The organism is Streptomyces zhihengii, assembly GCF_016919245.1.
GTDB lineage: Bacteria > Actinomycetota > Actinomycetes > Streptomycetales > Streptomycetaceae > Streptomyces > Streptomyces zhihengii.
On sequence record NZ_JAFEJA010000001.1, the window covers coordinates 2,641,860 to 2,661,083 of the forward strand.

Annotated in this window: 19 protein-coding genes; 8 read left to right on the forward strand and 11 right to left on the reverse strand. The window is 74.1% G+C overall.

From position 1 onward, the window contains the following. Positions 1–28: 28 nt before the first annotated feature. From JE024_RS10765 to JE024_RS10775, 3 genes are all read right to left on the reverse strand, one after another. Positions 29–1,033: a methionine synthase gene (locus JE024_RS10765; RefSeq protein WP_205373369.1), complete on the reverse strand. Its 1,005-nt coding sequence runs from the start codon at positions 1,031–1,033 to the stop codon at positions 29–31. A 93-nt stretch (positions 1,034–1,126) separates the two neighbouring features. Beyond that, entirely contained in the window at positions 1,127–1,816 is a 690-nt protein-coding gene (locus JE024_RS10770; RefSeq protein WP_205373370.1) for an SDR family oxidoreductase, read from the reverse strand. A 16-nt stretch (positions 1,817–1,832) separates the two neighbouring features. After that, on the reverse strand, positions 1,833–2,372 hold the full coding sequence (locus tag JE024_RS10775) for an LOG family protein (RefSeq protein ID WP_205373371.1): 540 nt from the start codon (positions 2,370–2,372) through the stop codon (positions 1,833–1,835). Positions 2,373–2,766: 394 nt separating this feature from the next. Between JE024_RS10775 and JE024_RS10780 the strand changes: the two genes are divergently transcribed. Beyond that, the gene (locus tag JE024_RS10780; protein ID WP_205373372.1) at positions 2,767–3,564 is read left to right on the forward strand and encodes an alpha/beta fold hydrolase; all 798 of its coding nucleotides are present in this window, start codon (positions 2,767–2,769) and stop codon (positions 3,562–3,564) included. Positions 3,565–3,772: 208 nt separating this feature from the next. Here JE024_RS10780 and JE024_RS10785 read toward each other — a convergent pair whose 3' ends face one another. The 4 genes from JE024_RS10785 to mnmA all read right to left on the reverse strand — a co-directional run bounded on the left by JE024_RS10785 (position 3,773) and on the right by mnmA (position 10,670). Next, positions 3,773–5,797 carry a sulfatase gene (locus JE024_RS10785; RefSeq protein ID WP_205373373.1) on the reverse strand — a complete coding sequence of 675 codons (2,025 nt, stop codon included), beginning with the start codon at positions 5,795–5,797 and terminating at the stop codon, positions 3,773–3,775. 85 nt (positions 5,798–5,882) lie between these two features. Then, entirely contained in the window at positions 5,883–7,619 is a 1,737-nt protein-coding gene (locus tag JE024_RS10790) for a sulfatase (RefSeq protein ID WP_205373374.1), read from the reverse strand. 134 nt (positions 7,620–7,753) lie between these two features. Beyond that, positions 7,754–8,764, reverse strand: coding sequence for a formylglycine-generating enzyme family protein (locus tag JE024_RS10795; RefSeq protein WP_205373375.1), 1,011 nt, complete (start codon positions 8,762–8,764; stop codon positions 7,754–7,756). 781 nt (positions 8,765–9,545) lie between these two features. Then, positions 9,546–10,670 (reverse strand): tRNA 2-thiouridine(34) synthase MnmA, encoded by a 1,125-nt coding sequence (mnmA, locus tag JE024_RS10800; RefSeq protein WP_205373376.1) that lies wholly within the window; start codon positions 10,668–10,670, stop codon positions 9,546–9,548. A 61-nt stretch (positions 10,671–10,731) separates the two neighbouring features. On the opposite strand from mnmA, the gene JE024_RS10805 reads away from it, so the two are divergent. After that, positions 10,732–11,436, forward strand: coding sequence for an N-acetylmuramoyl-L-alanine amidase (locus JE024_RS10805; RefSeq protein ID WP_205373377.1), 705 nt, complete (start codon positions 10,732–10,734; stop codon positions 11,434–11,436). Positions 11,437–11,500: 64 nt separating this feature from the next. Here JE024_RS10805 and JE024_RS10810 read toward each other — a convergent pair whose 3' ends face one another. Next, positions 11,501–11,737: a hypothetical protein gene (locus JE024_RS10810; RefSeq protein ID WP_205373378.1), complete on the reverse strand. Its 237-nt coding sequence runs from the start codon at positions 11,735–11,737 to the stop codon at positions 11,501–11,503. Positions 11,738–12,551: 814 nt separating this feature from the next. Between JE024_RS10810 and JE024_RS10815 the strand changes: the two genes are divergently transcribed. The 6 genes from JE024_RS10815 (at position 12,552) to JE024_RS10840 (ending at position 17,168) form a co-directional block, all read left to right on the forward strand. Continuing rightward, positions 12,552–12,920 carry a hypothetical protein gene (locus JE024_RS10815; protein WP_205373379.1) on the forward strand — a complete coding sequence of 123 codons (369 nt, stop codon included), beginning with the start codon at positions 12,552–12,554 and terminating at the stop codon, positions 12,918–12,920. Positions 12,921–13,043: 123 nt separating this feature from the next. Beyond that, on the forward strand, positions 13,044–14,219 hold the full coding sequence (locus JE024_RS10820; RefSeq protein WP_205373380.1) for a radical SAM protein: 1,176 nt from the start codon (positions 13,044–13,046) through the stop codon (positions 14,217–14,219). Between the two features lie 6 nt (positions 14,220–14,225). Next, on the forward strand, positions 14,226–14,819 hold the full coding sequence (locus JE024_RS10825) for a hypothetical protein (protein ID WP_205373381.1): 594 nt from the start codon (positions 14,226–14,228) through the stop codon (positions 14,817–14,819). Between the two features lie 51 nt (positions 14,820–14,870). Continuing rightward, positions 14,871–15,953, forward strand: a complete 1,083-nt coding sequence (locus JE024_RS10830; protein ID WP_205373382.1) for a DNA polymerase III subunit beta family protein — start codon at positions 14,871–14,873, stop codon at positions 15,951–15,953. A 163-nt stretch (positions 15,954–16,116) separates the two neighbouring features. Next, entirely contained in the window at positions 16,117–16,965 is an 849-nt protein-coding gene (locus JE024_RS10835) for a helix-turn-helix domain-containing protein (protein WP_205373383.1), read from the forward strand. Beyond that, the gene (locus JE024_RS10840; protein ID WP_205373384.1) at positions 16,962–17,168 is read left to right on the forward strand and encodes a DUF397 domain-containing protein; all 207 of its coding nucleotides are present in this window, start codon (positions 16,962–16,964) and stop codon (positions 17,166–17,168) included. The genes JE024_RS10835 and JE024_RS10840 overlap by 4 nt, the downstream gene beginning before the upstream one ends. Positions 17,169–17,177: 9 nt before the next feature. Here the strand turns inward: JE024_RS10840 and JE024_RS10845 are convergent, their stop codons facing one another. The 3 genes from JE024_RS10845 to JE024_RS10855 all read right to left on the reverse strand — a co-directional run bounded on the left by JE024_RS10845 (position 17,178) and on the right by JE024_RS10855 (position 19,179). Continuing rightward, positions 17,178–18,341, reverse strand: coding sequence for a cysteine desulfurase family protein (locus JE024_RS10845; RefSeq protein WP_205373385.1), 1,164 nt, complete (start codon positions 18,339–18,341; stop codon positions 17,178–17,180). Positions 18,342–18,598: 257 nt separating this feature from the next. Further along, positions 18,599–18,970, reverse strand: coding sequence for a hypothetical protein (locus tag JE024_RS41030; RefSeq protein WP_244882753.1), 372 nt, complete (start codon positions 18,968–18,970; stop codon positions 18,599–18,601). A gap of 26 nt (positions 18,971–18,996) precedes the next feature. Continuing rightward, on the reverse strand, positions 18,997–19,179 hold the full coding sequence (locus tag JE024_RS10855) for a hypothetical protein (RefSeq protein ID WP_205376771.1): 183 nt from the start codon (positions 19,177–19,179) through the stop codon (positions 18,997–18,999). Positions 19,180–19,224 lie beyond the last annotated feature (45 nt).

Below are 19,224 nucleotides of genomic sequence, written 5' to 3' on the forward strand. Positions count from 1 at the left end.
TTCGTCCTCCCGTGTCCCGTGCACCCCGTCACTCAGGGTTGTCTGCGAGCGATCTCGCGGCCCGGACGCAATGGGCGAGCGCCGCGCGCGCGTACGCGGGCGAGGCGCCCGCGAGACCGCAGGAGGGAGTGATCACGACGGACTCGGCGAGAGTCCCCGGATTCAGCCCCAGCCTGCGCCACAGCGTCCTGACACCCATGACGCTACCGCCCGGGTCGGACAATGCGGCGTCGGTGGAGGGCACGACTCCCGCGAGGATCCTGGTTCCGCTCTCGACGGCCTCGCCGATCGCCTCCTCCTCACGCTCGGTGAGCAACGAGAAGTCGAAGGAGATCCCTGCGGCACCCGCGCGGCGCAGCAGCGCGAACGGGACGCCGGGGGCGCAGGAGTGCACGACGACGGGACCGTCGTGCACCGCGACGACGTCGCGCAGCGCGCTCTCGACGATCTGCCGGTCGACGGCCCGGTGGGTGCGGTAGCCGCTGGCGGTGCGGACGCTGCCGCGCAGCACGGCGGTCAGCGAGGGCTCGTCGAGCTGGAGCACGATGCTCGCCCCCGGCAGCCGGCGGCGGACGTCGGCGAGGTGACCGCGCAGGCCCTCGGCGAGCGAGCCGGCCAGGTCGCGGCAGGCGCCCGCGTCACCGAGCGCGGCCTCCCCGCCGCGCAGTTCGAGCGCGGCGGCGAGCGTCCACGGCCCGACGGCCTGCACCTTCACGGGGCCTTCGTAGCCCTGGGTGAACTCCTCCAGCGCGTCGAGGTCCTCGCCCAGCCAGGAGTGGGCGCGGCGGGTGTCGCGCCCGGGGCGGTCGCTGACCCGCCAGCCGCTCGGCTCGACATGCGCGTACATCTCGACGAGGAGGCCGATGCTGCGCCCGATCATGTCGGCGCCCGGGCCGCGGGCGGGCAGCTCGGCGAGGAAGGGGAAGTCCTCGAAGGAGCCGGTGACGGTCTTCGCGCTCTCGCGCGCGTCCCCGCCGGGCATGGAGCCGACGCCGGTCGCGGGACCCCAGGGGAAGGTGTTCGTGTCACTCACCCGGGAAGCGTACGCGGCCCCGGCGGTCGGGCCGGGGCGGGGAGCCGCCCGCCCGACCCGGCCCCGGGGCCGCCCGGCCCCGGGCCGGCCCGCTCAGCGTCCGGGGCGGACCGTCAGGTCGTTGACCTCGGCGTCGCGCGGGAGGTCGAGCGCCATGACGAGCGCCGTCGCGACGGACTCGGGGTCGATCCAGCGCGCCTCGTCGTACTCCTTGCCCTCCTGCGCGTGCACCTTCGCCTGCATGGGGCTGGCCGTGCGCCCCGGGTACACCGTGGTGACCCGCACCCCGGCCGGGTGCTCCTCGTGGCGCAGCGAGTCGGCGAGCGCCTTGAGCCCGTGCTTGGAGGCCGCGTACGCGCCCCACTGGGCGTGCGCGGCGAGCCCGGCGCCCGAGTTCACGAAGACGACATGGCCCTGGGCGACGCGCAGTTGGGGCAGGAACAGCCGGGTGAGCTCGGCGGGCGCGACCAGGTTGACGTCGAGCTGGTGGTGCCAGGTCTTCGTGGTGAGTTCGCCGACCTCGCCGAGGTCGACGACCCCCGCGATGTGCAGCAGCGAGTCGAGGCGGTCGGGCATCGTCTGGTGCCCGAGGGCCCAGGAGATGCGGTCGGGCTCGGCGAGGTCGGCGACGAGGGTGCCGGCTCCGGGGAACCGGGTCGCGAGCTCCTTGGCGCGGCCGGCGTCGCGCGCGACGAGGATCAGCTCGTCGCCGCGTGCGTGCAGCCGTCGCGCCACGGCCTCGCCGATTCCGGATCCGGCGCCGGTGATCAGGTGGGTAGCCATGCCCGCCATGCTCGCACTACCGCACGCCCGCGCTCTCCTCCAGGTACGCGAGCGCCGACGCGCCGTCCTCCGCGAAGAACACCAGCTCGGTGAGGGGCAGCGGCAGGAAGCCCTCCTCGTCCATCCTGCGGAACTGCTGCTTCAGCCCGTCGTAGAAGCCCGCCGTGTTGAGCAGCACCACGGGCTTGGTGTGGTGCCCGTGCTTCTTGAACTCCAGGATCTCGGTGGCCTCGTCGAGGGTCCCCGTGCCGCCGACCATGATCACGATCGCGTCCGACCTGGCGAGCAGCTCCGCCTTGCGCTCGGCGAGGTCCCTGGTGATCACCATCTCGTCGGCGACGGCCCGCGCGCTGGAGCGGAGGAACTCGACCGAGACGCCCACCAGCCGCCCGCCCGCCTGCGCGACGCCGTCCGCGACGACCTTCATCAGCCCGACGTCGGAGCCGCCCCAGACCAGGGTGTGGCCGCCCTTGCCGATCAGCTCCGCGAATTCGCGGGCGGGGCCGGTGTAGCGCTCGTCGAGGTCGGCGGCGGAGAGGAAGACGCAGATGTTCATGCCGCCACCGTACGGGCCGCCGCTCCGGCTCCCGGCGGGAGGCCCGCCGGGGGCAGGCGCCGGGGGGCGGTGACGGGAGGCGGCGCCGGGGGACGGTGACGGGGGACGGCCCCCGGCCGGGAGGCCGGGGCGGGTCCGCCGGGCCCGACCGGGAGGTCGTCCGAAGATCGCCGGCAGCCCGCCGCGCACCGCCGGGCCCGCCCCGCGCGCCGGGTGCGGCCCCGTCGCCCTCCCGCCAGGACCACCCCGCGTGCCGCACAAGCACCCGCCGCGCACCGTCCACGCCGGCGGGACGCGCCCCCTCGGCCCACCCGCCGGAGAATTCCTCCGCCGCGCCGCAGGAATTCCTGCGCCTCGCCGATGAGTTCCGCCGCGTGCTCCGGTCAGCACTCGCATGGACAACCGCAGCAGCACCGTGAGCCTGACCACGTCGTCCGACGGCACCGCCATCGCCTGCGAACAGCGCGGCGCGGGACCGGCGTTGGTCCTGGTCGGCGGTGCCCTGTGCACCGCCGCCTCGGACGCGCCGCTGGCCGGCTTACTGGCGGCCGACTTCACCGTGTACACCTACGACCGGCGGGGCCGCGGCGGCAGCGGGGACCGGTCCCCGTACGCCGTCGAGCGCGAGATCGAGGACCTGGCGGCGGTCGTCGCGCTGGCCGGCGGCGAGGTGATGGTGCACGGCATGTCGTCCGGCGCCGCGCTGGCCCTGCGGGCGGCCGCCGCCGGGGTCCCCGTCCGCCGGCTCTCCGTCTACGAGCCGCCGTACGCGACCGGCCCCGAGGCCCGGACGGCCCATCTGGCCCGCACGCGGCGGCTGCGGGAGCTGCTGGCCGAGGGCCGCGCGGGCGACGCCCTGGCGGAGTTCCTGCGGGCCGTCGGGATGCCCGACGAGGCGCTGTACGGGCTGCGCCGGCTCCCCGTGTGGGCGGACATGGAGAAGCTCGCCCCCACCCTGGTGTACGACCACGAGGTGCTGGGCGACGGCACGGTGCCGGTGGACGTGCTGGCGTCCGTGACCGACCGCGTGCTGGTCGTCGACGGCGGCGCCAGCCCCGCCCCGATGCGCGAGGCCGCCCGCAGCGTGGCCACGGCCCTCCCCCGCGCCCGCCACCGCACCCTGACCGGCCAGACCCACGAGGTGGCCCCGCACATCCTGGCCCCGGCGCTGGCGGCGTTCCTCGCGGAGTGAGGCGTCCGGATCCGGAGCGCCGCGAGCCGGAGCGCCCCGGCGCCGAAGCGCCGCCGAAGTCCTGGAGCACCTCGGCTCCGCAGCGCCGAAGCACCGCAGCGCCGAAGGACCGAAGCGTCACGAGCCGCGGCACCACGAGCCGCGGCCTCACGGGCCGAAGTGCCGGCCCCGGCGGGCCCCGGCGCTGCACGGCGGTGTACGGCGCGGCTCAGGCGCGGTGCGCCGTGAGGCCGTCGAGCGAGACGGTGCCGTCGTCGAGCCGGACGCTCGCGGCCCAGCGGTACCGGGCCCGCACGACGGGATCGCTCAGGTCGAGCGCGCCGCCGGTGTCGGCCGTGAAGAGGTACTCCCAGCCCCTGCCCTGGTCCGCGTAGGCCGTCGCCGCCGTCCCGCGGAGCACGAAGGCGAAGCGGGCGCCCGGGCCGGTGAGGTCGACGGTGCCGTCCAGGTTGTCCAGCGGTTCGGCCCCGGCCGTGATCAGCCGGCCGCCCACACGCAGGTCCCAGCCGACCCGGTGGAGCCCGTTGTGGTAGCGGAACAGCAGGTAGTTGGCGGCGTCCTGGGCGACACCGACGAAGACGGTGTCCTGCGTGCCGGCCTCGGCGAAGGCCCCGGGGGCGAGCACCGCCACCGCCTCGTCGGAGCCGGGAGCGACGTCCGAACGGAACACCAGATGCGTCATCCGCCGCGCGCTCACGCTCAGCCGGCCGCCGTCCACGGCGACCGTGCCGGCCTCCGGGGTCACCGGCAGGACGCTCCAGCGCGCCAGACCCCCGTCGAAGGTCTCCTCCAGTTCGGTGACCGGGTACGCCCTTGCCCCGGGCGGGGCGGGCAGGACGCCGACGTCGGCGATGTGCGCCTCCAGCCGGGCGCGGAGGGCGCGGGTCAGCCCGGGGTGCCGGGCCGCGATGTCGGTGGTCTCGCCCGGGTCGTGGGCGAGGTCGTACAGCTCCGTCCGGCCGTCGCGGAAGTACCGGACCAGCTTGTGGCGTCCGCTGCGGACGGCGGCGTGCGGGTGGGTCCGGCCGATGAAGTGCGGGTAGACCCAGAAGAGTTCGCCGCGTTCGGGCCGGCGGCCGGTACCGGTCAGCAGCGGTGCGATGCTGACGCCGTCGAACCGGCCGCCGGGTCTGCCGCCCGCGAGGTCGAGCGCGGTGGGCAGGAGGTCGATGGTGCTCACGGGCGTGGCCTCCCGGTGTCCGGCGCGGACACCGCCCGGCCGGTGGGCGATCAGCGGCACCCGGATGCCGCCCTCGTAGAGCTCGCCCTTGCCGCCGCGCAGGGGTGCGTTGGCCGGCCGGTGGGCGCCGCCGTTGTCCGCGGTGACCAGCAGCAGGGTGTCGCGGTCCAGCCCGAGACCGGCCAGGGTGTCGGCGATCAGGCCGACCTGCGCGTCCACGCGTTCCAGCATCGCGGCGAGCACGGGCCGGTTCGGCGGCGCGTCGGCACCGGGCTTCGCCTCGTACTCGGCGACCAGGTCCGCCGGAGCGTCGAGGGCGGTGTGCACGGCGTAGTTGGAGACATGGAGGAAGAACGACTCGTCGCGGTGGCGGGTGATGTAGTCGGCTGCCTCCGCCGCCAGCCGGTCGGTGAGGTGTTCTCCCGGTTCCCGGGCCGGGAGGTCCGGCATGAAGGAGTACGGGTGGAAGTAGTCGCCGTCCGCGATGTACTTCTGCTCGCTGGCGATCACCTCGTCGAAGCCGTGGGCGTACGGGTTGCCGGGCCGCTGCTCGTAGGGGCCGCTGTAGGTCTCGGTGAGGTGCCACTTGCCGATCAGGGCGGTGGTGTAGCCGTACGGGCGGAGCACGTCCGGCACGGTGGGGACCGACGGGGAGAGGTGCTTGTCACTGGCGGCGTTCTCGCCCCGCAGGAAGTCGGTGATGCCGGTGCGCGCCGGATAGCGCCCGGTCACCAGCGCGGCGCGGGTCGGCGAGCAGAGCGGGGCGGCGGCGTACGCGTCGGTGAAGAGGGTTCCCTCGCGGGCCAGCCGGTCGATGCGGGGCGTCTCGTTGAACGTGTTGCCGTAGGCGCCGAGTTCGTACAGTCCGAGGTCGTCGACGGTGACGACGACGATGTTGGGAGGGCGGCGGCGCGGGCGGCCGGGACGCGGACCGGGGTCGCGGGGGTGCGGTGCGGCGGGCGGGGCGGCGGCGAGCTGGGCGGCGACGGCGGCGCCGGAGACGCCGCCGATGAAGCGGCGCCGGGTGGCGCCCGCCGGGACATGGCTGCTCATGGGGACTCCGTACGTGGTCGGGTGACGGGCGGGCGACGGCGGGCCCGGGGCGGCCGCCGCGGGGTGCGGCGGCCGCCCCGGCGCGTCAGCGGCCGGCGGGTGTCCGGAGCACCAGGGGCACCTCCTCGCCCGGCCGGACGACGACGGTCTCCCCGGTCCGCACGGTGGCCCGGCCGTCGGCGTAGGTGGTCCCGCGGACGGTGAACCGGAGCGGCTCCCTGCCCTCGCGCAGGGTGGCCAGCGGCGCGTCCACCTCGTCCAGCCAGCGGATCAGATCGCGTCCGAGGCGCTGCACCTGGTCCGGCCGCTCGCCCGCGAGGTCGCGTGTCTCGCCGATGTCGGTGGCCAGGTCGTACAGCTCCCAGGAGCGGTCCTCGTAGGAGTGGACCAGCTTCCAGCGGCCGGAGCGGATCACCGACTGCGGACGCTGGTCGCGGTCGCCCGCGATCAGGTAACCGGGCAGGTGCCAGAAGATCGCCTGCCGGCCGAGCCCGGCGCCGTCGCCGGCGAACAGCCCCTTCAGGGACACCCCGTCGACGGGCCGGGCGGCAGGCGCGGCCCCGGCGAGCGAGGCGATGGTGGCGTGGTGGTCGGCGGCGTACACCGGCGTGTGGTCGATCCGGCCGCCCTTCACCAGGGCGGGATTGCCGCTCCAGGCGATCAGCGGGACGCGGATGCCGCCCTCCCGGAGCTCGCCCTTCTGGCCGCGCAGCGGGCCGTTGTCGGTGAAGTTCTCCACTCCCCCGTTGTCGGCGGTGAAGACGACGACGGTGTTGTCGGCGAGCGGGTGGCCGGGGTTGCGCGGGTCCGGGGTGGTCTCCAGGTGGCGCACCACCCGGGCGACGCTCTGGTCGAGGCCCTCGACCAGAGCCCCGTACGCCGGGTTCGACGTGCTCGTACCCGGTGTCTTCGCCTTGTACGTGGCCAGCAGGTCCTTACGGCCCTGCGCGTCCCCGACCGGGGTGTGGACGGCGTAGGGGCTCAGGAAGGCGAGGAAGGGGTCCTGCTTGTTGCGGTCGACGAAGTCGATGGTGGCGTCGGCCAGCGCGTCGGAGACGTGCTTGTCCGTGCCCACCAGCGCGTCCAGCGCCGCCGGGTCGGTGCCCGCGCTCCAGGGGCGGATGTTCTCGTCGACGTAGGCCCGGGTGTAGTCGCCGGCGAAGGCGTCGAGGGCGGGGCCGATCTTCGGGCCGAACTGCCCGTCCTTCGCGTGGTAGGCGCCCGGGTCGCCGCTGGCCTGGCCGCCGATGTTCTCGTCGAAGCCGTGCTGCGCGGTGATGGCCTCGGCCGTCCGCGTCACATGGAACTTCCCGAGGTACCCGGTGGTGTACCCGGCGCCCTGGAGGCGCTCGCCGAAGGTGACGGCCTCCGGGGGCAGTGCGGTGGCGCCGTCGGGACGGCCCTGGGCGGGGCCCTTGAGCAGGGTGTCGTCGCCGCCGCGGTTGAGGTCGCCGACGAGGTAGATGTTGTTCTCCGCCCGGGGGGCGTAGAGCCCGGTGAGCAGGGCGGCACGGGTCGGCGTGCAGTTCACGGACGTGTACGCGTTGTCGAAGGCGACGCCCTCGCGGGCGATCCGCTCCAGGGCCGGTGTCTCGTAGAAGTCGCTGCCGTTGCCCTGGTTGGTGAGCGGGCTGCTCGTGCTGGTCCAGCCGAAGTCGTCGGCGAGGACGTAGACGATGTTGGGCCGCGGCGCCCGGGGCCCGGCGGCGCGGTCGACTCCGGGGGTGGCCGCGGCGGGCGCGCTGAGCGTCGTGAGCGTGAGGATCGCGGGGAGGGCGAGCAGGCCGAACGGGCGTGATCGTCGGGTGGGTCGGCTGGGCATGGGGACCTCTCCTTCGGGCGGGGGCGGTTGGAGCGGGGCGGTTCCGGGCGAGGGCGGTTCCGGGCAGGGCGGGGCAGGGCGGTTCGGAGCGGGTGCATGTGGAGCGGGTGCGCTTCGGCGCGGGTGCGGGGTCGTCAGAGGGCGTCGTTGGCGCAGCGGAAGCCGATGTTCGCCGCCGCCGAATCGGCGGTGTTGCCGGAACGGGCGGCGACCCGGTAGCGGTGGCAGTAGGAGTCGTGGCAGAGGTACGAGCCGCCGCGCATGACGCGCTGCGCGTCATGGCCCGGGTCGTGCCACGGGCCGCGCGGGTCGTGCACCGGCGCGGCACCGGCACGCGCCGCGTAGGCGTCGGCGGCGAAGGTGTCGGCGCACCACTCCCAGACGTTGCCGACCGTGTTCCACAGCCCGTGGCCGTTGGGACGGTAGGACGTGACCGGTGCGGTGGTCTCGTGACCGTCCTCGGCCGTGTTGAGGGTGGGGAAGGTGCCCTGCCAGATGTTGCACATCCACCGTCCGCGCGGAGTGAGTTCGTCGCCCCACGGGAAGCGCCGGCCCTCCAGACCGCCGCGCGCGCCGTACTCCCACTCGGCCTCGGTCGGCAGCCGCTTCCCGGCCCACGCGCAGTACGCCTGGGCGTCGTTCCAGCTGACCTGCACCACCGGGTGGTTCTGGAGGGTGCCGGCGGACGAGAGCGGTCCGGCGGGGTGGCGCCACGAGGCGCCCCGCACCACCAGCCACCAGGGGGTGCCGGCGGCCCGGCCCAGCACGTCCCCGGGCTCGGCGCGCACCGCGAGGTGGAACACGGCGGACATGCCCAGCCGTTCGGCGTCCGTGACGTAGCCGGTGTCCTTGACGAAGGCGGCGAACGCGGCGTTGGTGACCGTGGCGGCGTCCATGAGGAACGGGTCGAGACGGACCTGGTGCACGGGCCCCTCGCCGTCCGCCGCGTATCCCTCGCCGAAGCCGTCGCCCATGGCGAACGTGCCGCCCGGCAGGCGCACTTGGCCCCGGGTGCCGCGCCGGTCCGCGGCCGGGCGGAACGGACCGGGAGGGGCGGCACCGATGGAACCGATCAGCACGCCGCCGGCGCCGGCGGACGCGTGGCAGCGGCCGTGGCCGTCGGCTGACGGGACGCAGCAGGACATGGCGGGGCTCCATGGGTCGGCGGAAGGGGACACATGGCCCCCACCGGGCACGCGCACGGTGCCGTCCGCCCCACCGCCGCGGCGGCCCCGGAGCGGGGCACGGCAGGCGGGTGGGCGGTGCGCGGACGCGGCGGCCCGGCGGAAGGGCACGGGACGGAAGGCGGACGGGCTACGGCGAGCGCGTCGGCGTCACAGGAACGGCGGGACGGACACCCAGGGGGTTTTCGCCGGGGTCTTCGTCGGCCGTGTCACGGGGAGCAGCCCCGAGGGCACCCGCGAAAGGGGCCGGAGGCTGTGGAGAACGAGGTGCTCAGCGACAGATCTGGTCGAAGTGGTCGGCGCGGCGGCTGGGCCAGAAGGGGTCCAGCGGCACGGTGTGACCTGTGTGGGCACTCCTCATGCCGGAGATGACACCACGTCACCCTCCGCACCGCAACGCCCTGTCCGTCCCCTGAGACCCTTCGTCCCGGCATGCGGCGGCCCGGCGCCGCATGCCGGGCAGAGCTGCGCGGAGGTCAGCCGGGGTGGGCGGCCGGCCGGAACCGCGCCCGGGGTCCGGCCGGGCGGACGGTCGGCCGCGACCCGAGGGTGCCGGGGCGCCGGGAGCGGATGGCCGGCCCGGACGCGGCAGGGCTGTGGCCCCGGGACGGGCGGCCGGGACCGGGCCGATCGACCGGAGCGGGCGTCGGGCCGATCCACCGGAGCGGGCGCTCCATCGCGCCCCGACAGGGTGCGTCCGCGGCGTCGGCGTGCCTCGCGGCGTCGGGACGACGCGGCCGCCTCAGACCGACGCCGTCGCCCGCCGCGTCGTCGCGATCGTGGCGGAGCCGACGACCCGCGTGCCGTCGTAGAGGACGATCGCCTGGCCGGGGGCGACGCCCCGCACCGGCTCGCCGAAGGAGACCCGGAGCTCGGCGCCGTCCACCAGCTCGGCCGTGACCTCGGTCTCGCCGCCGTGGGCGCGGAGCTGGGCCGTGTACGTGCCCGGGCCGGCCGGGGGCGCCCCGCACCAGCGGGGCTTGATCGCGGTGAGGGCGTCGACGTCCAGCGCCTCGGCGGGGCCGACGGTGACGGTGTTGTCGACCGGGGAGATGTCCAGGACGTAGCGCGGCTTGCCGTCGGGCGCGGGGTGGCCGATGCGCAGGCCCTTGCGCTGCCCGATGGTGAAGCCGTAGGCGCCCTCGTGGGTGCCGAGCTTCGCGCCCGCCTCGTCGACGATGTCGCCCTCGGCGCGGCCGAGGCGGTTCGCCAGGAAGCCCTGGGTGTCGCCGTCGGCGATGAAGCAGATGTCGTGGCTGTCGGGCTTCTTGGCCACGGCCAGGCCCCGGCGCTCGGCCTCCGCCCGGATCTCGTCCTTGGTGGTGAGGGTGTCACCCAGCGGGAACATGGCGTGGGCGAGCTGCTTCTCGTCCAGCACGCCGAGCACGTACGACTGGTCCTTGGCCATGTCGCTGGCCCGGTGCAGCTCGCGGGTGCCGTCGTCGTTCAGCACCACGGTCGCGTAGTGGCCCGTGCACACCGCGTCGAAGCCCAGCGCGAGCGCCTTGTCGAGGAGCGCGGCGAACTTGATCTTCTCGTTGCAGCGCAGGCAGGGGTTGGGCGTGCGCCCGGCCTCGTACTCGGCGACGAAGTCCTCGACGACGTCCTCACGGAAGCGCTCGGCGAGGTCCCACACGTAGAAGGGGATGCCGATGACGTCGGCGGCCCGGCGCGCGTCGCGCGAGTCCTCGATGGTGCAGCACCCGCGGGCGCCGGTGCGGAAGGACTGCGGATTCGCGGAGAGCGCCAGGTGCACGCCGGTGACGTCGTGCCCCGCCTCGGCTGCGCGGGCTGCGGCGACGGCGGAGTCGACACCGCCCGACATGGCGGCGAGGACGCGGAGGGGGCGCTGGGGGGTCTCAGTCATAGCGCTACCAGGGTACGGGGCCCGGGGAACCGAAAGCTCGTGAGTATGCGTTGTGGTCGGCATGGGGAGCGAGAGCGGTCGCGGCAGCCGGAAGAAGCCCGCGGAGAAACCGAACATGACCAGGCGCGCCGTGCTGATCGGCGGCGGCGCCGCGGTGGTGGGCGGCGGGATCTGGGCCGAGGAGGAGATCCGCCGGCTGTGGCGCGGCATGCCCTGGGTGCGCCCGCCGCGCAAGGAGGGCGAGCTGGACTTCGCGGGCGCCCAGTGGGTCTCGGCGAACGCGGCGAACTGGCGGCTGGCCTGGCGGCCGGACGACTACGAGATCGACCGGGTCGTGATCCATGTCGTGCAGGGCAGCTACGCGACGGCGCTGAAGGTGTTCCGCGACCCCCTGCACAAGGCGGCGACCCACTACGTGGTGCGCAAGGACGGTCACGTCGCGCAGATGATCCGGGAGTACGACGTCGCCTACCACTGCGGCAACCGCTCCTACAACGAGCGCAGCATCGGCATCGAGCACGAGGGGTTCGTCGACCGGCCCAAGGACCTCACGGACGCGATGTACGCCGGTTCGGCCAGGCTGACGGCCGACATCTGCGCCCGTCACGACATACCGGTGGACCGTGAGCACATCGTCGGCCATGTGGAGATCCCCGGCACCGACCACACCGACCCGGGCCCGCACTGGGACTGGGACCGCTACATGAAGCTGGTGGGCGAGGCGCTGCCCGAGGCGAAGCGGGCCGCGGAGGCGCGCAAGGCCTGACACGAGCCCGGCGCGGGGCGTTCCGGTGGCCCGGACCGCCCCGCGAGGGTCCCTGCGGGGCCGCTCAGTAGCGGACCCACAGGACGTAGACGTCCGGTCTCGTCGGGAAGGGCTCGCAGAAGTAGATCAGGCCCCACAGGTGCCGCCCGGCCTGGCCGGCCGCGTCGCACTCCGCGAGCGAGGCATGGTGGCTGCGGGCGTAGGTCCCGGGGGGTGCGGCGGCGGCCGGTGCGGCGGTCGTGCCGATGGCGAGAAGACAGGCGGCGGCCGTGACGACGGCTCCGGCGATGCGACGGTACACGCGTCTTTCCTCCTGGTCGTGCCGGGTCGTCCCGGCGGCGGAAGATACGAGGTGTGACGAGGCGTTTCCGTACGGCTGCGCAGCCGGGGCCAACGTAGCGCCGGGCACCCGCGGCACACAAGGTCTAGACCAAGGGTCGGACGGGGTGCGGCGGGGCCAGGATGCCCGGAGCCCGGCACCGTGCCGCCGCTCGCCGGCACGGCGTCCCGCCGCCGCGCCGTCTCCCGCCCCCACGGACGCGCACCGGGCACGCAACGCACGGGCGACGGACGGACGCCGGACGGGCACCTCGCCTGAGGCGCCTTCTCGCCAAAATGACCGCCCACAGGACCGCCCGCCTGGTGAGAGCGGGAGGGAAGGGACTCCTGTGCACACGCCGGGCCGCCGCCGGCAGGGCCCGGCCGGTCACGCCCCTCGACGGACCCGGCCGCCCGGATAACCGCGTTCAACTGGGGATTCCCGTCCGCACCCGCATGCGGGACCCGCACGGAACGGACAGCCGGATCCTCCCGCGCGTACACGGCGCATTCATCAGGCCATCGCCCGCACGGCCGGGCGGAAGGGGAATCACCCTGTTGACCGGCCGGGTCCGTGACGCCTTCAATACCGGCAGCGCCAGGCGCCGGAGCCGGTCGGATTTCGCCTCGGGGATTCCCCCGCGGTGGCCGCCTCCTCGCGTCCGCGCTTCGGTTGTCCGCTCATGAGGTACGTGCACCGCCGCGATAGTGAGTCGTGCTCGCACCCGTTCCTCGTGACGCGTGCGCCGGCCCGATTCCTCATGTCCGGAGGGCGCGTTCCCGGAAATGGAGGAGCAATGAGACCCGTCGATCCCCAGCGCTATCTCGCCTATCTGGCGACCCTGGCCGCCGGTCTGACCGCACCGGCCCTCGCGGCCGGTGCGGCCCACGCCGCCGCCGCGCCCGCTCAGCCCGCGCAGACGGTCGCCGTCTCCGACTCGGCACGGGCGACGCTCGCCGCCCAGTCGGCGGAGGCGGACCAGGAGGCGCTCTCCGCCGACGGCCTGTACTCGCAGTTCAACGAGATCTACAACAGGGTCTACAACGAGGTGATCAACCCCTACCTGCAGCGGGTCCAGCCGTACCTCCAGGGCTTCACCCCTGCCGAGTCCGGGAGGACGGCCGCCGACGCGCCGCTGAGCCGGATCCTCGACGACCTGTCCTGATCTCACCCGCCGGTGCCCGTACCGGCGGCGTTCACCAGGCACCGAACCGGGTGCGGACCGCGTCCGCCGGCCGCATCCGGTGATCCGCGTTCCTGACATCCCTACGTGCGAGGAGGCCGGCGAGTGGCGAGGGAAACGAAGAGACAGGTCCAATTCGTCGTCAAGATATCCAAGTTCTGCAATCTGCGATGCTCGTACTGCTACGAGTTCGCCGACCTCGGACAGCGCGAACGGATGAGCCGGGAACAACTGCGTTCCATGTACGTGCACATGCGCGACTACTACGTGGAAAGGGACCGGGAGGACGGTGCGCGCACGCACGTCCACATCGTCTGGCACGGCGGCGAACCGCTCATGATCGAACCGGAATACTATTGGCAGAGCCTGGACGACCAGCGTGAAATCTTCGGTGACGCGCTGACGGTGAGCAATTTCGTCCAGACGAATCTCACCGTCCTCGACGACGAACGGATCAGACTCCTGAAGGACGGATTCGACCATGTCGGCGTCTCCGTCGACCTCTTCAGCGGACTCCGCGTCAACATCGCCGGCCGGGACCAGCAGAGCAAGGTCGTCGCCAACATGGAGCGGCTGCGGTCCGAAGGGGTGCAGTTCGGCTGCATCACCGTGCTCACCCGGCGGAACCTGCGCAGGGTGAAGGACACCTTCGCCTTCTACGAGAAGGCGGGCATCGGCTTCCGGGTGCTCCCCCTCTTCGACGGCGCCTACGACGACCAGCACCTGGCGTACGACATCACCGTGCCGGAGATCGTCTCCGCGCTCAGCGAGATGGCCGACCTCTGGCTGGAGAGCGACACCCCGGTGCAGGTCTCCCCGCTGGACAGCCACTTCCAGATCGTGCTGCGCCACCTCAACCCCGACGCCCCGCGCGTGTACTTCAACCAGCGCGAGTGGATGTCGGTCATGGTCGTCGACACCCCCGGGGACGTCTACGCCTACGGAGACCCCTACGAGGACCCCGACGCCTGTCTCGGCAACATCTTCACCACCCCGATCGGAGAGCTGCTCTCGGGGTCACGCTTCGAGGCATCGGCCGTCGCCGCAGAGTCCCGGATGGCCGCGAACTGCCTGAACTGCAAGTACTTCGGCGCGTGCTCCGGCGCACCCATCGCGAGCAACCGCGACAACGTGCACACGGTCGTCGACGGCATCGCCGTCTGCGACGTCGAGCGCGCCGTGCTGGAACACATCGAGCACCGGCTGCGGAGCAGCGACGTCGTCGACCCCGACGGACGGATCAGGGCGGCGTCGGCACCCGCCGTCGATCCCGTCGCCTGACGGCGGATGGACGGCGGCAGGGGCGGCCCGCCCCGCGATCCCTTCGAGGTGACGGTCACCGCGGCGGACGGCCCCCGCTCCCCCGTGCCCGACCCGCCGTTCCACGACGCCGCACCGCTGGTCGCCGTGACCCTGGAGACCATGCCGGACGCGGACTCAGGGCAGGCACCCCTGCCGTTCCTGTACCTCGACCTGGACGGTCTGCCGGGCTCGGCGGCGATCGTCCGGGGAGACCGCATGCCGGGCACGGCCCTGGAGAAGGCGCTGACGCTGTTCGTCCACAGCTCCGGCAACGGCTACGTCGGCATCACGGTCACGGAACGCGCCACGGAGCCCGCTGCCTCGGGCCCCGCCCCGCGCGTCCTGCGCGTGGCCGTCGACCCCGTCCGGCACGCGGCGGGCCTCGCGGCCGCCGTCCGCGGCGGGCGCCTGGTGGTGGCCCACCTCCGGACGTCACCGACGGGTGAGCGCCGCCGTTCCCTGCTTCCGGTCGACGTCGACGGCCGCCTGCTCGAACGGATCGTCCACGCGGCGCTGACGCATCCGCGGCGGGTGCGGGTGGGGCTGGGAGGCGCGATGCCCCGCTCCCTCGCCCCGTAGGTTGACCCTCTACCTGGTGCAGGGCCCAGGGTCATGGGTGTGGAGAGCGAGATGCGCAGTATCGGCGAGATGGCCGGGGACAGCGGGCTGAGCGCGAGTGCGCTGCGGTTCTACGACCGGTCCGGGGTCCTCGTGCCCGCGTGGGTGGATCCGCTGAGCGGCTACCGGTGGTACGAGCCGGGGCAGCTCGACGAGGCCAGGGTGCTGACCCGGCTGCGACGGGCCCAGATGCCGCTGGCCGACATCAGGCTGGTGCTGGCGGGCTGGTCCGGCGCGGACACGGAGCTGGTCCGGGGGCTGCTGGAAGCCCATCTGCGCCGGCTCGAAGAGGGCCTTGCCGACGCCCGCACCGAGTTCTCCGCGATCCGAGCGCTACTGGACGACAGGGAGAACCTCATGACCTCACTCGGCACCGCCGCCCCCGTACGCGTCGGCGTCCCCGCCGACCGTCTCGCCGCGGCCCTGGACGCGGTCCGCTTCGCGGTGGGCACCGACCCCGCGCTGCCGGTGCTCGGCGGGGTGTTGTTCGACGTGGAGGGCGACGCGCTGCGGGTCGTGGCGACCGACCGCTACCGGCTGGCCGTCGCCGAGACGGGCACCGAGGGCCACGGCGGCGACCGGGTGCAGGCCCTCGTCGACGCCCCGCTGGTCGACGCGATGCGGGCACTGCTCCGCGGCGAGGGGACCGCGCAGCTGACCGTCGACGGGGACAGGGTGTCGCTGGAGACCGACGGCGGCCAGGCGGGCGGGCAGCGCCTGGAGCACGAGTTCCCCGACTACCGGCGTCTCGTCCAGCTCCCGGCCGGCCGCACCGCCGTCGTGGACGTCGCCGCCTTCGGCGAGGCCCTGCGGTCCGGCCCGGTGCGCGACCACGAGGACTCCGAGCGGAGCGGCGTCTCCTACGAGGTGAGCGTCGTCGCGGTGGACGGCGGGACGGTGACGGTCCGCGGCGAGGGTGACGAGGACGAGCACCGCGTCGGCGTGAACCGCGCCTATCTGCTGGACGCGCTCGCCGCCGGCGCCCGGGACCGGCTCGTCCTGGAACTCGGCGCGCCCACGGCCCCCGTGGTGATCCGGCGTCCGGACGACGCGGGCACGTACTCGCTGCTGATGCCGGTCCGCCTGGAGGGCTGAGCCAGGCCGTCCTCCGTACGTGTACGGCCGTTGTACGGGTGCGATGACGTGTCCCGGGCGTTCCGTGCCGCGTTGAGCACTGCCCCGGCACCCTGCGTGACCCACGCCGTGTGCCGGGGTGGCGGCGTACGCGGGGACGGGAGACGGGAAGGACGTGAGGGCGGTGCGCGAGACGCGGAACAGCCGTACGGCGAAGGAGAAGGCGGAGGGCGGCGATCTGCCGGGGGTGTGGTCCGCCTACGGCAAGCTGCTCCAACACCTGCGCAAGCGGGCGGGCTTGAGCCAGCAGATGCTCGCCGAGGCGATCGGCTACTCACAGGAGCAGGTCGCCTCGGTGGAACAGGGACGCCGTCCGGCGAAGACGTTGTTCACCACGGCGGCGGACCGGGTGCTGGAGGCACGGGGCGTGCTGGAGGTGCTCCAGGACGACGTGGACCGGGCCAAACTGCCGCAGTTCTTCCGGAACTTCGCGCTGATCGAGGCGGAGGTGGTGAGCCGCTTCTCCTACGATCCGCTGCTGGTGCCGGGGCTGTTGCAGACGGAGGCGTACGCGCGCGCCGTGTTCGCGGGGCACTGCCCGCCACTGAGCGAGGAGACGGTGGACCAGCACACGGAGGCCCGGCTGAGCCGCCAGAAGCTGCTGACGCGGGTGCCACTGGCGGAGCTGTCGTTCATCGTGAGCGAGGAGGCGTTGCGCGATCCCGTGGGCGATGCCGACGTGATGCGCGGCCAGTGGCGCCGCATCCTGGAGGTCGGTGCCGTGCGGAACGTGGCGATCCAGGTCATGCCGGCGGGCCGGGGGTTCCATCCGGGCAAGAACGGCGGCTTCGTGGTCGTGGAGACGAACGACCACCGCCACCTCGGGTACTTCGAGTCCCAGGGAGTCGGCTGCGTCGTGCAAGGTGCGGCCGAGGTCAGCGCCTTCGGTCTGCGCTATGGCAAGCTGCGATCGCAGGCCCTGAACGTCGAGGAGTCTGCGCGGCTCGTCGAACGGATGGTGGGAGAGACATGAGCGCGAAGCAGGCGGCCGGCAACCTGGACGGGCTGCGGTGGTTCAAGAGCAGCCACAGCGGGTCGGACGGCGGGGACTGCGTCGAGGTCGCCGCCGCCGTGGACGCCGTGTACGTGCGCGACTCGAAGACCGCCGGCGGCGGCCCGCTGCTGCGGGTCGGCCGGGGCGAGTGGGCCGCGTTCGTGGCGGCGGCCGCCGCGTAACCCGTCCCGCTACGTCAGCCCCGCCGAGCGGGCCCGCTCGACCGCCGGGCCGATGGCGTGGGCGACGGCGTCGACGTCCGCCTTGGTGGAGGTGTGGCCGAGGCTGAAGCGCAGGGTGCCGCGGGCCAGGTCGGGGGCGGTGCCGGTGGCGAGGAGGACGTGGCTGGGCTGGGCGACGCCCGCGGTGCAGGCGGAGCCGGTGGAGCACTCGATGCCCTGGGCGTCGAGGAGCAGGAGCAGCGAGTCGCCCTCGCAGCCGGGGAAGGCGAAGTGCGCGTTGGCGGGCAGGCGGTCGACGGGGTCGCCGCCGAGGATGGCGTCCGGGACGGCCTCGCGGACGGCGGCCACCAGGCTGTCGCGCAGCGCGCCGACCTCGCGGGCGAACTCCTCGCGGCGCTCGGCGGCGAGCCGGCCGGCGACGGCGAAGGCGGCCACGGCCGGGACGTCGAGCGTGCCGGAGCGCACATGGCGCTCCTGGCCGCCGCCGTGGAGCACGGGGACGGGGCTGTACTCGCGGCCGAGCAGCAGCGCGCCGATGCCGTACGGGCCGCCGACCTTGTGACCGGAGACGGTCATCGCGGCGAGCCCGGAGGCGGCGAAGTCGACGTCGAGCTGGCCGAACGCCTGGACGGCGTCGGCGTGCAGGGGGACGTCGAACTCCTTCGCGACGGCGGCGAGCCCGGCGACCGGGAAGACCGTGCCGATCTCGTTGTTGGCCCACATGACGGTGGCCAGGGCGACGTCGTCCGGGTTGCGCCCGATGGCCTCGCGCAGGGCGTCCGGGTGGACCCGTCCGAAGGCGTCGACCGGCAGGTACTCCACCGTGGCGCCCTCGTGCTCGGCGAGCCAGTCCACGGCGTCGAGCACGGCGTGGTGCTCGACGGGGCTGGCGAGGACGCGTGTCCTCGCGGGGTCGGCGTCGCGGCGGGCCCAGTAGAGGCCCTTCACGGCCAGGTTGTCGGCCTCGGTGCCTCCCGAGGTGAGGACGACTTCGCTGGGCCGGGCACCGAGGGCTTCGGCGAGGGTTTCGCGGGACTCCTCGACGGTACGGCGGGCCCGGCGGCCGGCGGCGTGCAGTGCGGACGCGTTGCCGGTGACGGCGAGCTGGGCGGTCATCGCCTCGATCGCCTCCGGAAGCATCGGAGTGGTCGCGGCGTGGTCGAGGTAAGCCATGGTGGCCCCGATTCTACGAGGCGCGCCGAGGGCGCGGACGCGGCGCAGGGGCGCACGCGTGTTCCGGCTGCGCGCCGGGGTGCGAAGACGGGTCGCGCCGGGGGTCCGTAGGGGTCCGGGCGGGCCGTCGCGGAAGGCGTGTGCGGAGGGCCGGCCGGCGCTGAAAGGCGTGCTGCGGCGGGCGGCTCGACGCCCGGGCGCCGGGGCCGGGGGGCGGCTCTCCCCCGGGTGCGGCGGGCGCGCCGCGCGGCGGCCGGTCAGCCGCCGAAGCCCCAGACGACGGAGCCGTTCGCCGTGACCAGGACGGCGAGGACCACGAGGTCGGCGACGCCGAGCCCGAGTCCGAGGAGGGCCCGGCCGCGGCGGGCGGTGCCGCGCAGCAGGGCGATCGAGGCGAGCACGATCGCGATCGGCCCGAGCACGATGTTCATCACGAGCAGACCGGTGAGGCCGAGCACGAAGGCCGCGACGGCCATGCCGTCGGTGTCCCGGGTGCCGGACGGACCTGGGGCCGGGGCGGGTGCGGCGGCGGGCTCCTGGGGGCGCCGCTCGGGAGCGCCGTCCGCAGGGGTGGAGCGCCGGTGGCGGTCCGGGCCCGCGGTGGGCCGGACGAGGGTGTCGATACGCATGGGGTGCTTCTCCTTCCGTTCGAGGGTCAGCCGCGCCGGGCGGCGCGGCGCTCGCGCACGGCGAAGGCGATCAGCCAGCAGCCGATCGCCGTGCCGGCCACGAGAGATACGGGAGCGGGGAGTTGGACCACGGCGCCCAGCATGATGCCCATGACGAGGAGCGCGGCGACGATGACCATCACGGTCGTCCTTCCGGTGGACGAGTGCATTTGGGAGTACGTATGTTCACTGACCGCTGAGTCTACTCTTCCCAA

Coding starts and splice junctions, on each gene's coding strand:
- JE024_RS10770 (WP_205373370.1), bottom strand. CDS start 1,816: ATGGCTACCCACCTGATCACCGGCGCCGGATCCGGAATCGGCGAGGCC.
- JE024_RS41030 (WP_244882753.1), bottom strand. CDS start 18,970: ATGCGTATCGACACCCTCGTCCGGCCCACCGCGGGCCCGGACCGCCAC.
- JE024_RS10830 (WP_205373382.1), top strand. CDS start 14,871: ATGCGCAGTATCGGCGAGATGGCCGGGGACAGCGGGCTGAGCGCGAGT.
- mnmA (WP_205373376.1), bottom strand. CDS start 10,670: ATGACTGAGACCCCCCAGCGCCCCCTCCGCGTCCTCGCCGCCATGTCG.
- JE024_RS10825 (WP_205373381.1), top strand. CDS start 14,226: ATGGACGGCGGCAGGGGCGGCCCGCCCCGCGATCCCTTCGAGGTGACG.
- JE024_RS10795 (WP_205373375.1), bottom strand. CDS start 8,764: ATGTCCTGCTGCGTCCCGTCAGCCGACGGCCACGGCCGCTGCCACGCG.
- JE024_RS10775 (WP_205373371.1), bottom strand. CDS start 2,372: ATGAACATCTGCGTCTTCCTCTCCGCCGCCGACCTCGACGAGCGCTAC.
- JE024_RS10840 (WP_205373384.1), top strand. CDS start 16,962: ATGAGCGCGAAGCAGGCGGCCGGCAACCTGGACGGGCTGCGGTGGTTC.
- JE024_RS10815 (WP_205373379.1), top strand. CDS start 12,552: ATGAGACCCGTCGATCCCCAGCGCTATCTCGCCTATCTGGCGACCCTG.
- JE024_RS10780 (WP_205373372.1), top strand. CDS start 2,767: ATGGACAACCGCAGCAGCACCGTGAGCCTGACCACGTCGTCCGACGGC.
- JE024_RS10805 (WP_205373377.1), top strand. CDS start 10,732: ATGGGGAGCGAGAGCGGTCGCGGCAGCCGGAAGAAGCCCGCGGAGAAA.
- JE024_RS10855 (WP_205376771.1), bottom strand. CDS start 19,179: ATGCACTCGTCCACCGGAAGGACGACCGTGATGGTCATCGTCGCCGCG.
- JE024_RS10790 (WP_205373374.1), bottom strand. CDS start 7,619: ATGCCCAGCCGACCCACCCGACGATCACGCCCGTTCGGCCTGCTCGCC.
- JE024_RS10785 (WP_205373373.1), bottom strand. CDS start 5,797: ATGAGCAGCCATGTCCCGGCGGGCGCCACCCGGCGCCGCTTCATCGGC.
- JE024_RS10845 (WP_205373385.1), bottom strand. CDS start 18,341: ATGGCTTACCTCGACCACGCCGCGACCACTCCGATGCTTCCGGAGGCG.